The sequence below is a fragment of the Pseudoalteromonas sp. R3 genome (assembly GCF_004014715.1).
Lineage (GTDB): Bacteria > Pseudomonadota > Gammaproteobacteria > Enterobacterales > Alteromonadaceae > Pseudoalteromonas.
Map to the genome: position 1 here is coordinate 2,162,782 of NZ_CP034835.1, position 17,067 is coordinate 2,179,848.

Sequence of the window (17,067 nt, forward strand, 5' to 3'; positions counted from 1 at the left end):
AGCACTTACTGGTTTAACGAGATAAATTTTTGTTGATCCGGGTATATAGCTTGCTCGTACTATTAGTCAGATTTAACTGTTTGGCTTGATTTTATGATGCAAAGCGTGCAAGTGGCACTTTTTCCACTACCTGTATTTCTCCTGCCCGGTGGCGTCACTCGGTTGCGGATCTTCGAGCAAAAATATTTGCGCATGGTGAAAGAAGCCGGCGATGAGCGTCACTTTGCACTTAGTTTGTACAAGTCTGCGACTGAATTTCAGACTGCACCCTGGGCAAGTTGGGTGGAAATCATTGATTTCGGCTCCGCGGAAGATGATATTCTAACCATCGACGTACGTTCTAAGGGTTTGCTGGATGTGACCGAAGTCTGGATGGACGCTGACGGATTACGCCAAGCTCGCTTTGATGTAAGACCACACTGGTCGTGCTCTGAGCTGGCACCCAGATATCAACACATTAGCGATGAGCTGCTGCGTATATTCAAACAAAACCCCGAACTGGCTGCGTTATATCCAGAACCCCGATTTGAAGATGCTGCATGGGTAGCCGGACGTTTCTTGGAGATTTTACCGTTTTCTCCGGAGCATAAAGAGGGCTTTTGCGAGCCAGGCACATTGCCTCAGGCACTGAAATTCCTTGATACCATTTTAACGGGTCAGGACGACTGATATATTCGTCAGCATGTGTGATCCAAATCTATTTGTTCGACGTATAACGTGTATAGAAATAAAAAATCCGTTTTTAAACTTCCATTATGTATGGATGTGAGCTAATGATAGAAAAAAGCCGTCAGCAAAGTACCGAAACGCCACAGGGGTCAGTTATGAAAGACGTTGCTGCTACACAAACTTCGGAGCAACGCCTGCTCAGTCCCGAGCAACAGGCGCAGTTGTGCGACTGGATGCACCGCATTGCCAAACAAAGGGACAGAAAAGCATTCGCCTGTTTATTCAAGTGGTTTGCACCTAAGGTGTTGCACCTGGGTCGCCAACGCTTTGGCGATGCAAGCCAGGCACAGGAGCTGCTTCAGGAGAGCATGGCTAACGTGTGGCGAAAAGCCCATTTGTTTAATGCCGAAAAAGGCGCTGTAACCACTTGGATTTATACCCTGGTGCGGAATCAGTCCTTCGATATGCTGAGAAAGATGCAGACCAACCGGGAAGATAACCTCAGTGAGGATATCTGGCAGCAACACAGCAATGAGCGCGATGATAGCGCTGAGTTTTCAGACCACTTACTTGACCGCCAACTCGTTGAATACGTAGAAAAACTACCTGAAGAACAAAAAAATGTAGTGAAAGGCATTTATTTTCAGGAGTTGAGTCAGGAAGAGCTGGCAAATCAACTTGGCATACCTTTGGGCACCGTAAAATCCCGACTGAGACTGGCACTGGGCAAACTGAAAGCACATATGGGGGAGTACCATGATTAAATATCACCCATCCGAACACATTCTTCAATCTTATGTTCAGGGAGAACTGTGTGCGTCACTAAGTATCGCTGTTAGTATGCATGTAGCTATGTGCCCGCAATGTCAGCAGCTGACGAGTCAGTTCGAAACAAGCTGCGCTCACAGCTTTGTTGGCGAAGATATCGACATACAGGGCGATGAAAATTGGGACGATCTGATTGCTCAGATAACTGAAGATACAATGTTTTCAGACCAAGCTTCTCCTGCACCTCTAGAAATTGAAGTGAAAGGAGAGCAGTTTGTGCTGCCATCCAGTTTGCAAAATGTAGGGCTAAGTGGTTGGTTGAAACTTGGCAAACTATCCCGTTCTCGGCTGAACCTGGGCGACGGAAAGCTACACGCCAGTTTATTGCACATTGAAAAAGGTGGCAGTGTGCCACAACACACGCACAAGGGCTTTGAGCTGACACTACTATTATCTGGTACTTTTAAAGACGAAATGGATAGTTATGTTCCGGGCGATTTTATTATGTTGGATGGAAGTCATGAGCATTCACCGATAGCGACTGAGTCTTGCTTGTGTTTCACGCTGGCTGATGATGCATTGCACTTTAGCCAGGGGCTAAGCCAATTGTTTAATCCTATAGGTAAGTTGATTTACTAACCCAGAATTAAGTCTTATCTTAATTCCACCTTCGACTCGAGCACAAAGCCAGCCTTTGTGCTTTTTTCGTTTATAGACTACTGATTTCAGGCGCTTTATCCGAAAAGCTGCTAATGTACTATGGTAAGTCGTGCGCATATCAGATATCAGCGTAAAAGGTTACTCCAGACTCTGAGAGTTTGATCTGATGTCAGTCTGTTCCCGTATAACCAGACATATCAGCAAAAAGGACAAAGTAATGACAGAACAACCAGACTGGCTCCACAATTTTGTAAGGATTTACAATAAGCTGGACAAAGAAACCTTGCACCTGTTGGAAGAAGTTTATCATCCTGATATTCAGTTTAGCGACCCGCTTCACGGGATCAGCGGATTGCAAAATCTAAGTAATTACTTTGCTGATATGTACAGCAATGTGATCAGCTGTCAGTTTGATATTCAACACAGTTTATCTCAGGGCGATCAGGCTGCTTTGTATTGGACTATGCGTTACAGACATAACCGCCTGAGCAAAGGGCGGGAGATAAGCGTAGAAGGGCATTCTTACCTGAAAGTACAGGATGGCAAAGTGATCATGCATCGCGACTACTTCGATGCTGGCAGTTTGCTGTATGAACATATTCCCGTCATGGGGCTGGGAGTGCGCTGGCTTAAGGCACGAATTTCCGGAGAGCAATCGAGTAGTACAGGCAGTGGAGGCACGCAGGCATGTCCGAAGTTCTAATTACAGGTGCCAGCTCCGGAATAGGACTTGCGCTTGCCAGGCGGTATTTAGATGCCGGTTACAGAGTGCATGTTTGTGGTCGTGATATAGAAAAGCTTCAGTCGGTCTTGCCTGAATCTGAACAAGTCCGACATGTATGCTTTGATCTTAACGATAAGGCTGCCATTTTTGAGGTGGCTGACAAACTGCCACAGTTGGATGGGATTATTCTTAACGCCGGTGGCTGTGAATACATAGATGACGCGAAGCAATTTGACTCTGAACTGTTCGCGCGCATCATCCGCGTTAACCTGATCTCTGTGGGTTACTGTCTGGAAGCCTGGCTAGGCAAGCTACGTGATCCTTCGTTTTTGGTGTTTGTCAGTTCATCGGCAAGCTTTCTTCCTTTACCTCGCGCTGAGGCTTACGGTGCTTCTAAAGCGGGACTTACTTATCTTGCCAAGACACTCGACGTGGATCTGGCAGGAAGCGGTATTCAGGTCAGCGTCGTGCACCCGGGCTTTGTAGATACCCCTCTGACGCAAAAGAACGATTTCCCCATGCCTTGTCAGATAACCAGCGAACAAGCTGCCGAGCGTATATTTAAAGGGATAGAAAACAAACAGTTTGATATTCACTTTCCTCGCAGGTTTACTTACCTGCTTAAATTTTTTGGTTGGTTGCCGCATAACGTTTGGCGACATATTGCGGCAAAATGGATAAAAAGATGAAAAAAATAGCCGTCATTGGTAGTGGCGTTTCAGGTATGGTCTGTGCACGTTTGCTCAGTACCCAACATGACGTACATTTATTTGAAAAACGAGATCGTTTAGGCGGGCACACCGCAACAAAAGACATTAAATATCAGGGGCAAACCTATCAGGTTGATACTGGATTCATTGTTTATAACGACAGAACTTATCCAAACTTCATTAAATTAATGGATAAACTGGGGATCCAGGGTAAGCCCACTGAAATGAGTTTCAGTGTGCATAACAAGGATACCGGGCTGGAATACAATGGCCATGACCTTAATACCTTGTTTGCTCAACGACGTAACTTAGTTCGTCCTAGATTTTGGCGCCTGATCCGCGAAATTATACGTTTTAATAAAGCAGCCAAACAGCGCTTCGCGGAAGATGACTTTTCTGCTAACGAAACACTGGGCAGTTTTCTTGACGAGCAAAACTTCAGCGAATTTTTTGCTGAACATTATATTTTGCCGATGGGCGCTGCAATCTGGTCTACCAGTTTACAGAAAATGAAGGAATTCGAGCTCAAATTTTTTGTCCGCTTTTTTTATCATCACGGCTTACTCAATATCAGCGACAGGCCCCAGTGGTATGTGATCCCGGGTGGCTCCAGGCAGTATATTGCGCCGCTGTTAAGTGGTCTGGAGGCCAATATCCACCTTGATGCAGATATCAAAAAAGTGACCCGAGAAAACGACCGTGTTCAGTTGCACTTTGCTGATACCGTCAGTCAGTTTGATGAGGTGGTACTGGCGTGTCATAGCGATCAGGCACTCAACTTGCTCAGCGATGCCAGCGCTGAAGAGCGTAGTGTGCTGTCGGCTATTCCTTACGCAAAGAACAGCGTGATTTTGCATACTGATACGGATTTGCTGCCGAAGCGCCGTTTAGCCTGGGCGGCCTGGAACTACTTGCTCGACAACAATGAATCTCGCCCAGCGGCAGTAACATACAACATGAACATCTTGCAAGGTATCGAGGCGCCGTGCACCTTTTGCGTGACACTGAACCAGCCAATTGATGAAGACAAGGTGATCGGTCAATATCAATACGCGCATCCGGTATTTAATACCCAGAGTATGGCGGCCCAACAGCGTCGAAAGGAAATTTGTGGACTTCAGCATACTCATTTTGCGGGCGCCTACTGGTACAACGGCTTTCACGAAGACGGCGTGCGCAGTGCTGTTGATGTGGCAGCACGGTTTGGCATAAGCCTGGATGACCTGTAATGAATGATACGCAGCACAGTTCGCCTTTATATGTTGGCCAGGTCAGGCATCGCCGTTTTGCCCCTGTGTTTCATGGCTTTTCCTATCGTCTTTATATGCTGTGCCTGGATCTGGATGAAAACACCTTTGTGCAAAAAGGCCGAGGACTCATTGGTCCCCAGTGGTATCGGCCCATTCGTTTTTGCCAACATGACTATCTCAAGGGTGATCCTGGCACGCTGCAACAACGTATAAAAAACAAAGTTATAGAGCTTGGCGGGCAATGGCCCGGAGGTCGTGTAAAAGCATTGGTTCAGGGGCGTTGTCTGGGATTATATTTCAGCCCGCTCAATGTGTACTTTTGTTACGACGAGCAGGGCAAGTGTAACCTGATGCTGGCAGAAGTAAGCAACACCCCCTGGAATCAGCGACATTATTATCTGGTCGATATCAGTCAGGCGCACAGAACCGATAAGGTATTTCACGTGTCGCCATTTATGACTCTGGATATGCAGTATTTGTGGCGTGTTAGTGCGCCGCCCGCACAAGGGGCAGGGCGATTACTGGTGCACATAGAAAACCACGCTACGGCCGAACATGAGTACAAGCAAAAGGGTGCTTTACAAGACGACAAGCTGTTTGATGCCACCATGGCACTTAAATCAACACCCTTGTCGGTTAAAAGCCTGTTGGGGCTGGGTCTTTGTTTGCCCTCTATGACATTGAAAATATGCCTGGCGATTTACTGGCAGGCACTCAAACTTTGGGTGAAGCGTGTGCCTTTCATACCGCACCCCGAAACGCATTCTAACTGTAATAAAGCGAAGTGATACATGGAACAAAATAGCCAAACCATCTCTAAGCCTGCCACGGTATCCTGGTGGCATCAGTTGATGATAAATAAAGCCAGAGCCGTCATTTTTAAGTTGCTTGAAAAATTGGAGCATGACCGTCTTGAGATCATTGAGGGCAGTGAAAAAGTCGTACTGGGGGCGATGCAACCCAGACTACAGGCGACCATTTTCGTCAATGACATTAGTTTTTACCTGGATGTGCTTAAAGGAGGTGGTATTGGCGCCGCTGAGGCGTTTATTGAAGGGAAGTGGCATAGCCCGGACCTGACCAAAGTGATCCGCATGTTTGCCCGCGCGCAATCTCAGCTGGATGAGCTGGAGGGCAAAATGTCCTGGCTTACAGCCGTGAAAAATCGCCTCTTTCACTTTGGCAATCGCAACAGTGAATCGGGTTCTAAGCAGAATATTCTTGCCCATTATGATTTGAGTAACGACCTTTATCAGGCATTTCTTGACCCAACCATGATGTATTCCAGCGCGGTCTTTGAAACCTTAGAGCAGCCCCTCGAGCAGGCCCAACATAACAAGCTAAAAATCATTTGTGACAAACTTGAGTTGAGCGCCGATGACCATTTACTAGAAATTGGAACGGGCTGGGGAGCGCTGGCGTTATTTGCTGCGCAAAATTATGGCTGTAAGGTCACGACCACGACGATCTCCGACGCTCAGCACGACTTTACAGCGCAAAGAATTGAAGCGGCTGGATTGCAGGGGCAGATAACCCTGTTAAAGCAAGATTATCGCTTACTTGAGGGCAAGTTCGATAAGCTAGTTTCCATCGAGATGATTGAGGCCGTTGGTCACAGTTATATGCCGGGCTTTTTTGCCAAGTGCAGCAGCCTGTTAAAAGACGATGGCCTGATGCTACTGCAGGCTATCACCATCTCCGACAGTCGCTACGACCATTATCGCAATAACGTGGATTTCATCCAGCGCTATATTTTCCCGGGCGGGTGTTTGCCATCTGTGGCTGTGATGTCACAACACCTGGCCACACAGACCGATATGGTGGTGCGAGATATAGACGATATTGGCCTGCATTATGCGCAAACGCTTAAACGCTGGCGGATTCAGTTTGAGCAGAACTGGCAGCAGATCCGCACGTTTGGATTTGACGAGCAGTTCAGACGTTTATGGCTCTTTTATCTGCAATATTGTGAAGGCGCATTTTTGGAGCGGGTGATCAGTACGCATCATTTAGTTGCACGTAAACCCAGATATGTTGGGGTCAATGATGAGCAATTTCTGGCTAGTTAACCTCGTTATATTCCAATCAGTGTGGTGGTTGAGTGCTTTATTCACTCATCAGGCACTGATTGGGGTCATGCTGTTGCTGGCGCTGCACTTCGCGTTGTCGCCAAGTCGCAAGGCTGACCTCAGTAGTCTTATGGTTGTACCTGTAGGTTTATTGGTAGACCAAGCTCTGGCGGCAGCGGGTGTTATCCAGTTTGCCGGTGATCAGCCCTGGCTTCCTGTGTGGCTTGCTTTTTTGTGGGTGCATTTTACTTTGACGCTCAACCACAGTCTGAGCTGGTTAGGACGTTGCCATCTGGGCGTTCAGTCTTTACTCGGTGCGGTGTTTGGTGCTCTGAGCTACATTGGCGGCATAAAACTGGGCGCACTTGATAGCGCGCTGTCCGTTTTCAATTTGTTTATAGTCTTTGGCGCTGTCTGGGCGGTGGTGTTGCCTCTGGTGGTTCACCTTAACAGCCGTTTTGTCGCGAAAACAGGAGTACAACATGTTTAAACAGTTAAACGGCTTGATTTTGTCAGCTGCATTAGTTGTGGCGCCCGCACTGATTTCGACGCAGGCTGAGGCATCAACATCAACTGAGCTGTCGGAGCTTGATTTACGCGGTACAGCAGACTTGCGCTACCTGTTCTGGGATGTTTATTCAGCTGCGCTTTATACCGGCGGTGAGGCTTATCGGGAGACTGAATATCCCCAGATACTGAGCTTGACCTATAAGCGGGATATTGAAGCGCAGGAGTTGGTTGACGCAACCGAAGAACAGTGGCAAAAACAGCAGCTTTCGCTTGATAACAGTGAGCAATGGCTGCGGCAGCTTGCACAGCTTTGGCCTGATATTCGCAAAGGTAATCAGCTAATCCTGGTGGTCGATAAGGACCTGCAAAGTCGCTTTTACTTCCGCCCTGAACCGCCAGCTGAGCTGAGTGCGTCGCTGTCCGAATCTGATCTTAAAGCGTCGGCGCGTTTTTTAGGAGCGATTAAGGACAGTGCATTTGGGCCGGCCTTTTTAGGGATCTGGCTGTCCGAAAAAACCACAGAGCCTGAGCTAAGAAAGCAGCTCATAGGAAGAAGGTAATATAATGAAACTAGTTATAACTTTGCTGCTGGCGTTGGCTCTGAGTGGCTGCACCAGCAAAACGATTGCGGATTACAGTGACACCAAGCCAGAGCTGGCACTGGAGCAATTTTTTGAAGGTGAGCTCACGGCCTACGGGATAGTGCTGGATCGCAGTGGCAATCTTACCCGGCGCTTTGAGGCCGACTTGATAGGTACCTGGCGCGGCAATAAAGGCGAGCTGAAAGAGTGGTTTCGCTTCGACGACGGGGAGAAGTCAACCAGAGTCTGGCAGCTCGAGAAAACCGCGGATAACCGCTATAAAGGCACCGCAGGTGATGTGATTGGGGTCGCGCAAGGCGAAACGGCAGGGTCGGCTCTGTATTGGCGATATCAGCTGGAAATCCAATATCAGGGTAAGCCGCTGGAGGTGACGCTAGACGACTGGATGTATTTGGTTAACGAAAAACGCTTGTTTAACCGCACAGAAATCATCAAATGGGGTTTTAAAGTCGGGGAAGTTATCCTCATCATTGAAAAGCATGATACTTAAAACCAAACAGAACTTGACGTTGAAAAGGCCTGCACAAGCAGGCCTTTATGTTTTTAGCTGAAGTAATATAAGCCGTAACCCACAAGCAAGGCGGGTATCGCCGAGTAAAGGGTGGCCAGAGCGGCGGCCCCGGGGGCCAGCGCCAGTGCCGGGAATAGGGCATCACCGTCGTTGGCGATGGCGTTCGCAGCTAATGCACTGAAAGGTAAGACACCCTGAATATACAAGCTGGTGACGACAATCTGTGGCCCACAGCCGGGCAGCATACCAATTGCAATGGCAATCAGCGGCGCAAATACTGCGTACTCTGAGAACCAGGCCGCCAGGTCCAGGCCAAACAAGGCAACGGACAGTTCATACAGCATAAAGCTGGCTACAACCCAGGCGGTCACAAAGTGGGTGTCGTGGATGACCTTGGCCAGTTTGGAAGGGGGATCCTGCTCATCGTCCTCGGCGGTGACTTCGCGGTAGCTTTGGCCTTTTGAAGACAATGCCCAGATAGTCAGGGCGAACAGGGCCAGCGCTGCGCCTGCCAGCTCAACAGGCTTGGTTAATATGCCCAGGTCCGTATTAAAAGCGATAAGCAGCGCGATAACCACACAAGGTAGTAAAACCCAGCGCCATACAGGCTCGCTGAAGCGGATAGCGCTGGGTGGCGTTTTGCACTCTATGGCGGTTCTGCTGTGCCTGCTGGGTTGGCAAAATTCAGGTTTGTGCAGCATATTAACCACCAAACCACTGACGATTCCCACAGCCACACCCAGGGCGATGATAGTCAGGCCTTCGAGCGGCTTCTTAGCCAGAAGCAGGAAAGCGGCATCGCCCATGGTTGCCGTCAATACAGCAACCACGGAGGCAAAACTTGCCTGTCCTTTGGTGAACTGAGTGACCACGATGATTGCACCGCCGCAGCCGGGTAGCGCCCCGAGTATTGCGGCCATTGAGATCTCCAATAGCGGCGACCTGGCTTTGAGATAACTGAGCTCTAACTGAGGCAGTCTGTCGATAAGAAAGTAATAGATTGCCAGGGTACCGGCGACAAACACACTCACCTGAAAAAACGCGTCGGCGAGCGTGGCAATGGTTAAAGTGCGCAGAGGGTCAAATAGCAATGCCAGACAGATTAACATCGGTAGCAGCAAGCGCTTGTTTGCCAGTAACGAAGAGAGAGCTGAGCTGCGTTTGGTGGTTGTAGAGTAGGATTGTGAGAGCATAAAAAGTGCAACCGGTTGAAAACACAGTTGCACTTTAGAATGTTATTAAATGAAAATCAATATCATTTGTATTTATTTGTTGCGTTGAAACTCAGAGGTTGCTTTCCAGGTCGGCCATTCACTCTGCTGAGAAATGTCGTACCCTACCTGGAAGAACAATTGCAGATCCTGCACAGCACCGCTTAAATCCCATTCTTCACGGTAGCGATCACAAGGTTGGTGATAACAACCACGTAGAACCAGGCTCATACGCTTACGGTATTGCTCAGTGGCTTCGTCACGCGCTTCAGTACCACCACCGGCATACATTGCCGGGACGCCCATATTAGCAAAGGCGAAATGATCTGAACGATAGTAGCCACCTGCTGCCGGACGTGGATCGCCAGAGACAACACGGTCCTGTGCTTTTGCGGCGGTTTCCAGCATTTCGTCCAGTGATGACTTGCCAATACCCACAACACTGATGTCTTTTACTTTGCCCAGCAAGTTCAGGCTGTCCATATTAATGTTGGCAACCGTTTTATCCGCAGGGATAACCGGGTTTGCTGCATAAAATTTTGAGCCCAGCAGGCCTTGCTCTTCCGCAGTCACGGCCAGGAAAGTGATTGAACGGTCCGGCTTAACAGGCAGCTTGCTGAAGGCTTCGGCGACTTCAATCATGCCACCTGTACCGGTTGCATTATCGTGTGCGCCGTTGTAAATCTTATCGCCTTTACGGTTAGGATCTGTGCCCAAGTGATCCCAGTGTGCAGAGTAAATGATGTGCTCGTCACTGTGCTTGGCACCAGGCAGGGTCGCTATGAAGTTATAAGACGTTGAGGTGCTGATTTTACTTTTCACAGTAACAGACGCGGTTAAGTCGCCCATGTCTACGTGATAGGCACCGGCCGCCGCTTTTTCTTTTGCTTCGGCAAAGTCCAGACCCGCTTTTGCAAATAGCTCTTTAGCCACGTCGCTGGTCACCCAACCTTCGACAGCGACGCGGTCCATGTTGTTGTTTTCTTTTTGGAAGCCAAACTGAGGACCACTCCACGAATTCTCTACAACACTCCAAGGGTAAGAGGCTGGTGCGGTTTCGTGTACGATAATAGCGCCTGCAGCGCCCTGACGGCTTGCTTCTTCATATTTGTAAGTCCAGCGACCATAGTAAGTCATGGCTTCACCCGTGAACAAAGCTGGGTCCTTACGCGCAAAGCCTGGGTCGTTTACCAGCATGACCACAGTTTTTCCACGTACATCCAGACCTTCGTAATCGTTCCAGCCATATTCAGGCGCATTGACTCCATAGCCGACAAACACCAATTCAGAATCTTTAATCGACTCTAATTTACTGATACGGCCTGTGCCCATTACCATGTCTTTCTTATATTCGTAGTCTTTACCACCAATACTTAGTGTCATGTTAGGGTCAGCTTCGATAGATACTAAAGGGACTTCCTGGAAGAAGCTGTCACCATTGCCAGGTTGGAAACCCAGCTCAGTGAAATGTTTCTTAAGATAGGCCAGAGTCAGTTCTTCGCCTTTGGTAGAAGGGGCGCGTCCACCAAACTCGTCAGAAGCCAGTGTTTTAACGTGGGTTGCCAGTTGCTCGGCATTGATGCTGTTATAAGCGGCGGTTACATCGCCAGGCTGATTGGTTTGTGTTGCCATACAGCCAGCTAACACAGCAACAGACAGTGCGCTTAGCGCTAGTTTTAGTTTCATAGTGTTATTTATCTTCGCTTGTTGTTATATGCCGCTAGTATAACGTTATTTACACCGTTATTTCGACTTTTGGCGATAATTGACTAAATTGGCGGTTTACTAAACAAAGTAAGCTTGGGGTATTGGCTTTGGGTAAGGTAAAATGCCAGCTTTGAACACTGCCTGAGAAAGACATATCGGCAATATGAATAAATTCACCGCGCCAGAGCACTGGCATGCAAACCTGTTCAGTCAGGCACCTTTTGAACATTTAGAAGAACTGTTTTCACTTAGCCAGCACACTGACTGGCCGTCATTCGACTGGCTGAATGGCCAAAAAGATCAGCAACACAATCGGGATGTGGTATTTACACCCAATAGTGAGCTGGAAGGCGAAACTCTGTATTACGAAGAGATTATCGCTCAAACAAATCGTATTCCCACCCGAGAAAATAACTGGCATGATTTTTTTGGCGCACTGATCTGGTGCCTGTTTCCACAAACGAAGTCTTTGTTGAATCGCTTGCATATGCAGGAAATCGGCGAACATGGCCTGAAACAGCGCAGTAAAAAGCGTAATGCACTGACATTATTCGACGAATGTGGGGTGGTATTGGCGGTACCTGATATCAGCTGGCAAACGGCATTACGCGCCCACCAATGGCAGGAAGTATTTTATGAATACAGTGCGATGTGGCATCACAACCTGCTACCCTTTGTATTTGGTCATGCAAACTACGAAATGCTGACCAAACCTTTTATTGGTCTTACGGGCAAGGTCATTTGCATCGAAGTAGATGAAGCTTTTTATCACTTGCCTTTAAAGCTTCAGTATCGTCATTTAGACCAGAAACTGGTAGATATGATAGAGCGTCAGGGGTTGCTGGATAACAATAAGCACATGTCACCTCTACCATTACTTGGGATACCCCAATGGCATCTGGGTGAGCAGGACCTGGCTTTTTATAGCGATACTGATTATTTCCGCCCCAAAAGACTGCCGTCAGCAAAAAAGGACACACAGTGATACAGGTTGAGGGTTTAAAAAAACGCTTTAAGCTCAGCAGGGAGCATAATAAAAATAAAACCAGTGGCGACCCCAGAGAAAGAGACGGTTATTTTCATTCCGTTGAATCTGTGTCGTTTCGCTGCCAAAAAGGGGAAGTACTGGGGCTACTCGGCCCCAATGGAGCTGGTAAAACTACAACGCTCAGATTGTTGTCAACGGCACTGTCTCCTGATAGCGGGGCTATCATTGTCGCAGGGCAAGATATCGTCAAACACCCGCTACATGGCCGGCGTCATATCGGTTTTTTGTCGGGGACTACCGGCCTGTATGGGCGCCTGAGTGCAAAAGAAAATGTCGAGTACTTTGGCAGATTGCATGGCCTAAAAGGCAAAAAGTTAAAAGACCGCTGTGAACTATTGTTCGAAACGCTGGATATGACCTCTTTCCTGGACAAGCGCTCAGAAAGTTTATCTACCGGTATGAAACAGAAAACCAGCATTGCTCGTGCGGTGGTTCATGACCCGCAGGTGGTTATCCTGGACGAGCCAACAACGGGTCTGGATATCATGACCAAACAAACTTTACTGTCTTTTATCAGGCAACTAAAAGAACAGGGGACGCCAGTTATTTTCTCTACGCATCATCTTGATGAAGTCGACATGTTATGCGATCGAGTTTGCGTGATTGACAAAGGTATTAGCTGTTTTGAAGGCGACCTGGTAGCTTTTCGCGAGCAGGGACAAAACAGCGAGCTCAATCAGGCGTTTTTAAAGATCATTCAGAGAGGCGAACATGTTTGAAGTCATGTTAAAGGAGCTGCGTGAATTACTCAGAGACAGGAAAACACTATTTTTTGTCATTGCGCTGCCGATTGTTATCTTCCCTATTTTATTCGCCTTTGTCGCTTTTCTGACTTCCAAGGCAGCCTTAGAGGCAGAGCAAAAGGTTCACACGTTTTATGTGGTTAACGAGGACTTTGCCCGTCCTTTCGCTGAGACCTTGTTCTATCATCGCAGTTTTAAACGCTATGAGGGCGATACTAAGCTCGACAGTGTTGACGCACTCAGTGATGCTGTCAGAAGAGGTATTATTGACGTGGGGATCTACATTCCGTCAATTCCACAGGAACAGGTGACTCTGGGTGAACAAACTCGGTTTCAGGTGATTTTCAATGATGCGCAGTCTATAAATTACATCTATGGTCGTATAAAAAAGGTCATTGACGAGTATTCCGCCAAACTGACAGCGCAGGCTCTCACTGAACTGGGTGTTGAAGCGAATAAACAAGCGGCTGTGCTTCAACCCGTAATAATGGAAAAGGTGGACACGGCTGACCGGCGCGAAAACATTGGTGAGAAAATCGGTGCGTTTATTCCTTATATGCTGATCCCCCTGGTGTTGATGGGTGCCAGCTATCCTGCGATTGATCTCGGTGCTGGTGAGAAAGAGCGTGGTACGCTGGAAACCTTACTACTTACACCTCTGACTCGCACTCAGCTGGTACTTGGTAAGTTTCTGACCATTCTAATTAGTTCTATTGCCTGTGCTCTGGTCACCGTATCCAGCATGGCTATCTGGATTGGGGCTGCAAGTGGATTTGGCGCATTAGATCCTATTCTGAGTGCATTTTCGAGTGTTACACACTGGGATTTCCTGTTGATTTTTGCCCTGTTACTGCCCGTCGCCATGATGTTATCGTCTCTGGTACTGGCGATTTCTATTTATGCTCGCAGCTTTAAAGAGGCACAGAATTACATGGGACCGTTGAGTATGTTGGTGTTTGTGCCTATTGTGGTTTCCGTTTTGCCCAATATGACGCTAAACGCCAAAACCGCCTGGATCCCAATCACCAACGTGGCACTGGCCATCAAGGAAATTGTTAAGGGGACTGTTGATTACCAGGCAGTAGCGCTGATTTTCTTAGCTTCAACTTTGCTCGCTGCGGCACTGCTGGGTTGCTGTGTGCGTTGGTTCAGTCGTGAATCTGTATTATTCAGATAAATTAGTAGCATGGTTAACGCCATGCTACCTCATGCGGTAATTCAGGCTGCCTTGACATCCTCAGGGGAGGTCGCTTCAGGCTCGACCACGGTCAACACCTTCTTAATGTCAGACCAATGCAGCAACTCTATTCGGCCTTGTTCATTTTCTACCAGCGCAGTACAGTTTTCTATCCAGTCGCCATCATTGCAATACACGATACCATCCATGACAGCAATCCTTGGTTGATGTATGTGACCGCAAATAATGCCATCAACACCACGCTTTTTCGCTTCATGCACCGCTGCTTGCTCGAAAGCATGAATAGCTTCACGGGCTTTATGAACTCGGTTCTTTAGCCATGAAGCCAAAGACCAGTAGTGTCCGCCATAAAGCCTGCGGACCCGATTGGTCCAGCGGTTAAGAAACAGTAAGAAATCATACGCCGCATCGCCGATGATACTGATCAGCTTGTTATAGCGGGTTGCTGAATCAAAATCATCACCATGCAACAACAGAAATTGCTTGCCTGCAGACGTAGTATGAATATAGGTTTTGTGTACTTCAACATGAAACAGAGTTTTACCTACGTAATTTCGGAAAGTTTCATCGTGATTACCGGGAATGTAGATGACTTTAGTGCCATTTTCAGCCTTGTGCTGAATACATTCCAGTACCTGATAGTGGCTGGAATGCCAGAAAAACTGCCTTTTGAGTGACCATAGGTCAACGATGTCACCGACAAGATACAGGGTATCGCAACGTGTGCTGTTCAGAAAATCCAGCAGAAATTCGGCTTTGCAATCTTTATAGCCCAGATGTACATCAGAGATCCAAATTGTTGGATAGTAGGTTTGTGTCATAGCCATACTCTCGAGCGTAATAAACCCTAAGTTAGAGACGAGGGATGACAAAAACAGGGCAGTTAAGAGAAGCTATTGTGACAGTGGAGGTAAAGCAGAGTACGGCTAAGCGTACTCTGCTGAAGGGGGTTATTTACCTAATGCTTTAGCGATTTCTGCTACTGCAGAATCAATGTCCAGCATCAGTTTTTCACCAGTACGACGGTTTTTAAGCTCAACCTGATTGTTATCCAGGTTACGCTCACCGATCACCAGTGTAAATGGCACGCCCAATAGCTCCATGTCGTTGAACATTACACCCGGACGTTCTTTACGGTCATCGAATAGTACTTCAACACCGGCCGCTTGCAGGTCTGTATAAAACTTCTGTGCAATATCAGGGATGCGATGCGATTTATGCATATTCATTGGTACAATAGCCAGCTCAAACGGCGCAATGGCTTGAGGCCACTTAATGCCGTAATCGTCATTATTCTGCTCAATTGCAGCAGCTACGATACGTGACACACCAATACCGTAACAACCCATGGTCATGACCTGGTTTTTACCACTTTCGCCTAATACACCAGCGCTCATCGCTTCTGAGTATTTAGTACCTAGCTGGAAAATATGACCAACTTCAATACCACGTTTGATCTGCAGTGTACCTTTACCACACGGGCTTGGATCGCCTTCAACTACATTGCGCAGATCTGCAACTGTATAGTCTGTGACATCACGGTCCCAGTTAATACCGCTGTAATGCACGCCATTTTTGTTCGCGCCCGCAACGAAGTCCGCCATGACAGCAGCGCTGTGGTCGACGATAATAGGCATACTCAGACCAACCGGACCCAGTGAGCCGGGTTTAGCACCAATTGCGGCAACTATGTCTTCTTCTTTTGCCATTTCCAGTGGGGAATCAACCAGAGGAAGTTTCTCGGCTTTGAGCTCATTCAGCTCGTGATCACCACGCAGAATAAGGGCAACCAGACCACGCTTATCGTCTTCGTCCGGTGCACCATATACTATCAGAGTCTTCACACCACGATGTGGTTTAACACCATGCTTTGCTTTTAACTCGGCTATCGTGTTGGCTTCAGGCGTGTCAAAGGTGTTGAGCGCTTTTGATGGCTCTGGACGAGGCTCAGATGGCGCAATTGCTTCCGCTTTTTCAATGTTTGCAGCGTAGTCACTTTCAGTACTGAAAGCGATGGCGTCTTCACCCGATTCAGCCAAAACGTGGAACTCGTGAGAAACACTGCCACCGATAGAGCCGGTATCTGCGATAACCGGGCGGTAATCCAGGCCCAGGCGTTCAAAGATATTACAGTAGGCCTGGTGCATTGCCTGATAGGTTTTTTCCAGACACGCTTCATCCAGGTGGAAAGAATAAGCATCTTTCATGGTGAATTCACGGGCACGCATGACACCAAAACGAGGACGTACTTCGTCGCGTACTTTGGTCTGAACCTGATATAAGGTCAGTGGCAGTTGCTTGTAGCTGCTGACTTCACGGCGTACCAGATCAGTGATCACTTCTTCGTGGGTTGGGCCCAGTGCGAACGGACGATTATGTCTGTCATTAATGCGCAGCAGTTCAGGACCGAATTGCTCCCAACGACCCGACTCTTGCCATAAATCGGCAGGCTGAATAATAGGCATCAGCATTTCAATGGCGCCGGCTTTGTCCATTTCTTCACGGACGATTTTCTCTACTTTACGCAGCACTTTCAGGCCGGAAGGTAACCAAGTGTATAAACCGGAGGCTAATTTGCGGATCATACCCGCGCGTAACATCAGCTGATGGCTGATCACTTCTGCATCTGCAGGCGTCTCTTTTTGAGTCGCTAAAATATATTGACTGGTACGCATACTTGTTCCGTT

18 protein-coding genes are annotated in these 17,067 nt (G+C 47.9%); 14 read left to right on the forward strand and 4 right to left on the reverse strand.

Translation table 11 applies throughout. The features are described 5' to 3' along the window. Positions 1–93 precede the first annotated feature (93 nt). The 11 genes from ELR70_RS14300 (at position 94) to ELR70_RS14350 (ending at position 8,452) form a co-directional block, all read left to right on the forward strand. Positions 94–669: a hypothetical protein gene (locus tag ELR70_RS14300; protein ID WP_054015193.1), complete on the forward strand. Its 576-nt coding sequence runs from the start codon at positions 94–96 to the stop codon at positions 667–669. A 104-nt stretch (positions 670–773) separates the two neighbouring features. Further along, positions 774–1,433: a sigma-70 family RNA polymerase sigma factor gene (locus ELR70_RS14305; RefSeq protein ID WP_054015192.1), complete on the forward strand. Its 660-nt coding sequence runs from the start codon at positions 774–776 to the stop codon at positions 1,431–1,433. Further along, positions 1,426–2,076, forward strand: a complete 651-nt coding sequence (locus tag ELR70_RS14310; protein ID WP_054015191.1) for a ChrR family anti-sigma-E factor — start codon at positions 1,426–1,428, stop codon at positions 2,074–2,076. Before ELR70_RS14305 ends, ELR70_RS14310 begins: the two co-directional genes overlap by 8 nt. A 238-nt stretch (positions 2,077–2,314) precedes the next feature. Further along, entirely contained in the window at positions 2,315–2,800 is a 486-nt protein-coding gene (locus ELR70_RS14315; RefSeq protein ID WP_054015190.1) for a nuclear transport factor 2 family protein, read from the forward strand. Beyond that, a complete protein-coding gene (locus tag ELR70_RS14320) occupies positions 2,785–3,510 on the forward strand; it encodes an SDR family NAD(P)-dependent oxidoreductase (protein WP_054015189.1) in 726 nt (241 codons plus the stop codon). The genes ELR70_RS14315 and ELR70_RS14320 overlap by 16 nt, the downstream gene beginning before the upstream one ends. Then, positions 3,507–4,760, forward strand: coding sequence for an FAD-dependent oxidoreductase (locus tag ELR70_RS14325; RefSeq protein ID WP_054015188.1), 1,254 nt, complete (start codon positions 3,507–3,509; stop codon positions 4,758–4,760). Before ELR70_RS14320 ends, ELR70_RS14325 begins: the two co-directional genes overlap by 4 nt. Then, the gene (locus ELR70_RS14330) at positions 4,760–5,569 is read left to right on the forward strand and encodes a DUF1365 domain-containing protein (protein WP_054015187.1); all 810 of its coding nucleotides are present in this window, start codon (positions 4,760–4,762) and stop codon (positions 5,567–5,569) included. The genes ELR70_RS14325 and ELR70_RS14330 overlap by 1 nt, the downstream gene beginning before the upstream one ends. A gap of 3 nt (positions 5,570–5,572) precedes the next feature. Continuing rightward, the gene (locus tag ELR70_RS14335; RefSeq protein WP_054015186.1) at positions 5,573–6,850 is read left to right on the forward strand and encodes a cyclopropane-fatty-acyl-phospholipid synthase family protein; all 1,278 of its coding nucleotides are present in this window, start codon (positions 5,573–5,575) and stop codon (positions 6,848–6,850) included. Positions 6,851–6,878: 28 nt separating this feature from the next. Next, the gene (locus tag ELR70_RS14340; RefSeq protein WP_160317368.1) at positions 6,879–7,340 is read left to right on the forward strand and encodes a DUF2878 domain-containing protein; all 462 of its coding nucleotides are present in this window, start codon (positions 6,879–6,881) and stop codon (positions 7,338–7,340) included. Next, complete coding sequence (locus ELR70_RS14345; protein ID WP_054015184.1) at positions 7,333–7,920, forward strand: chalcone isomerase family protein; 588 nt, start codon at positions 7,333–7,335, stop codon at positions 7,918–7,920. The genes ELR70_RS14340 and ELR70_RS14345 overlap by 8 nt, the downstream gene beginning before the upstream one ends. Before the next feature lie 4 nt (positions 7,921–7,924). After that, complete coding sequence (locus ELR70_RS14350; protein ID WP_046004485.1) at positions 7,925–8,452, forward strand: DUF3833 domain-containing protein; 528 nt, start codon at positions 7,925–7,927, stop codon at positions 8,450–8,452. A gap of 53 nt (positions 8,453–8,505) precedes the next feature. Here ELR70_RS14350 and ELR70_RS14355 read toward each other — a convergent pair whose 3' ends face one another. Next, positions 8,506–9,666 carry a putative manganese transporter gene (locus ELR70_RS14355; RefSeq protein WP_082353172.1) on the reverse strand — a complete coding sequence of 387 codons (1,161 nt, stop codon included), beginning with the start codon at positions 9,664–9,666 and terminating at the stop codon, positions 8,506–8,508. A gap of 72 nt (positions 9,667–9,738) precedes the next feature. Then, positions 9,739–11,370 (reverse strand): M28 family metallopeptidase, encoded by a 1,632-nt coding sequence (locus tag ELR70_RS14360; RefSeq protein ID WP_054015183.1) that lies wholly within the window; start codon positions 11,368–11,370, stop codon positions 9,739–9,741. 184 nt (positions 11,371–11,554) lie between these two features. Here ELR70_RS14360 and ELR70_RS14365 point away from each other — a divergent pair, with 184 nt between their 5' ends. The 3 genes from ELR70_RS14365 to ELR70_RS14375 are packed head-to-tail and all read left to right on the forward strand — an operon-like array spanning position 11,555 to position 14,359. Further along, positions 11,555–12,376 carry a DUF3025 domain-containing protein gene (locus ELR70_RS14365; RefSeq protein ID WP_054015182.1) on the forward strand — a complete coding sequence of 274 codons (822 nt, stop codon included), beginning with the start codon at positions 11,555–11,557 and terminating at the stop codon, positions 12,374–12,376. Next, the gene (locus ELR70_RS14370; protein ID WP_054015181.1) at positions 12,373–13,158 is read left to right on the forward strand and encodes an ATP-binding cassette domain-containing protein; all 786 of its coding nucleotides are present in this window, start codon (positions 12,373–12,375) and stop codon (positions 13,156–13,158) included. Before ELR70_RS14365 ends, ELR70_RS14370 begins: the two co-directional genes overlap by 4 nt. Next, positions 13,151–14,359, forward strand: a complete 1,209-nt coding sequence (locus tag ELR70_RS14375; protein WP_054015180.1) for an ABC transporter permease — start codon at positions 13,151–13,153, stop codon at positions 14,357–14,359. The genes ELR70_RS14370 and ELR70_RS14375 overlap by 8 nt, the downstream gene beginning before the upstream one ends. Before the next feature lie 41 nt (positions 14,360–14,400). Here the strand turns inward: ELR70_RS14375 and ELR70_RS14380 are convergent, their stop codons facing one another. Both ELR70_RS14380 and ELR70_RS14385 read right to left on the reverse strand, forming a co-directional pair. After that, positions 14,401–15,201: a UDP-2,3-diacylglucosamine diphosphatase gene (locus ELR70_RS14380; protein ID WP_054015179.1), complete on the reverse strand. Its 801-nt coding sequence runs from the start codon at positions 15,199–15,201 to the stop codon at positions 14,401–14,403. A gap of 129 nt (positions 15,202–15,330) precedes the next feature. Then, entirely contained in the window at positions 15,331–17,055 is a 1,725-nt protein-coding gene (locus tag ELR70_RS14385; RefSeq protein WP_054015178.1) for a proline--tRNA ligase, read from the reverse strand. Positions 17,056–17,067: the final 12 nt, after the last annotated feature.